This is a genomic window from Teichococcus wenyumeiae (genome assembly GCF_003696345.1).
In the GTDB taxonomy this organism is placed as follows: Bacteria; Pseudomonadota; Alphaproteobacteria; order Acetobacterales; family Acetobacteraceae; genus Pseudoroseomonas; species Pseudoroseomonas wenyumeiae.
On the sequence record NZ_RFLX01000152.1, the window covers coordinates 1 to 1,195 of the forward strand.

Genomic DNA, 1,195 nt, shown 5'->3' on the forward strand with positions numbered 1-1,195 from the left:
AACTCGGTCATCCGGTCCATATCATGGGTATTGAGCGCATCGATGTAGCGCATGAAGAATGCCTTCAGTTCGCTTTTCGACATGGAGCGTCCTCCTTTAGTTGTTGATGATGGTGCGCGCGCCAGCAAGGCCCCGGCGGGTACTAGAGCGGCTCCTGCTCCGAGGCTCATCGCCCTCATGAGGTCGCGCCTTCTCAGGAAGTCGAACATTACGTGCCTTTCTGCCTGCTATCAGGCTCAAGCGATCGGTCCGTCGCTGCCGCCGACCAGTTCTCGCGACCGCCCTTCCCTGCCCTCGAGTCAGCGAATGGCGGCCGCGGCGACGTTGATTGCCTTCATCAGCGCCGAGCGCGTTGCGGGTCATTCGACTTCAGGAACGGCAGCATCAGGGCGATGACCTTCTCCGGCGTTTCTTCCATGATGTAATGACCGCTCTCTTGGATGTGGCTGAGCTGCGGACTGCTGAGCCGAGCATTCATGAAGTCGACCAAGAGCGGATTGCCTAGGCCGCCGATGCCCAGTGATGGCGTGTTGATCTTGGGCGCGTAGGTCGCGTTGTCTTTCAGATCCTGCGGGAACGCCTTGTACCAGCCATTGCCGCCGCGAATGCCGTCAGGAGTATTATACGCATTGGCATAGACAGCGCGGTCCCGGTCGGTGAGCGCATCCTGCTTGTACAACAGGCTTTTCCAGAACCAATCGAGGTAGATATGCGCGCGGCCCTCGATAAGCTGCTCCGGAAGTTCGTTCACCTGATGGAACGCAAACCACCAAATGTAGAAGTCGTTTGTGAACGGTCCCGATAGCGCTTCCGCCGGCAACAGCTTGGCATCTGCAAGCGACGCCGGAAGTGCGGAGACGTCGAGGTACACTGTCGACAGCGTCGCGTCTGGGAACTGGGCCGCGTAGGAGTATGCGATGTGAGCGCCGATATCATGCCCGACAATATGGGCTTTTTCATATCCCAAGCTCTTCACGAGCTCGCGGATATCGACGGCCATGTTTTTCTTCTCGTACCCGCCCGCCGGCTTGTCGGAAGTACCCATTCCGCGCAGATCGACCGCGATCACGTGGTGATTCTTCGCGAGAGCGGGCATCATCTTGTGGAACGCCCACCAGGTCTGGGGCCACCCCGGCATGAGAATGACAGGCGTCCCTTTGCCACCTTCAACATAATGGAGCCGGGTGCCGTTGAC

2 protein-coding genes are annotated in these 1,195 nt (G+C 58.8%); both read right to left on the reverse strand.

Going from position 1 to position 1,195, the window contains the following annotated elements; all coding sequences use genetic code 11:
• The coding region (locus EBE87_RS28885) for a hypothetical protein (protein WP_147465073.1) at positions 1–209 on the reverse strand (209 nt) is incomplete at its 3' end.
• 128 nt (positions 210–337) lie between these two features.
• Positions 338–1,195 (reverse strand): alpha/beta fold hydrolase (locus EBE87_RS28315; RefSeq protein ID WP_147465074.1); only part of this gene is annotated, 858 nt, incomplete at its 5' end.